Below are 387 nucleotides of genomic sequence, written 5' to 3' on the forward strand. Positions count from 1 at the left end.
GCATTGGCGACTGTCACAAGCAGGATCGGGCTCGTCGCCGCGGCATCGACCGTCGCCCACCAGCCATACAATCTGGCGCGCCGTTTCGCCTCGCTCGACATTATCAGCCATGGCCGCAGTGGCTGGAACGCAACCATGACGCAAGCGCCACGGGAAGCAGCCAATTTCAGCCGGCCCGGGGGATTTTCGCCCGACGATTTCCGCCGTCGCAGTGAGGAATGTATCGGCATCGTGCAAGGTCTGTGGCGGGGCTGGGATGCGGACGCGCTGCTGTTCGACCAGAGCGGCGGCCGCTTCCATGACCCCGAAAAGATGCATTTGCTCGACCATAAGGGCGAGTTCTTTTCCGTGCGCGGACCGCTGAACGTCGCACGCTCGCCGCAGGAT

The 387-nt window shown here is 63.6% G+C and carries 1 protein-coding gene; it reads left to right on the forward strand.

Annotated features, from left to right (window positions below; all coding sequences use genetic code 11):
- A partial coding sequence (locus EN893_RS37880) for an LLM class flavin-dependent oxidoreductase (RefSeq protein ID WP_128362355.1) occupies nucleotides 1–387 on the forward strand: 387 nt, incomplete at both ends.

Source organism: Mesorhizobium sp. M7A.F.Ca.CA.004.04.2.1, from assembly GCF_004022825.1.
In the GTDB taxonomy this organism is placed as follows: domain Bacteria; phylum Pseudomonadota; class Alphaproteobacteria; order Rhizobiales; family Rhizobiaceae; genus Mesorhizobium.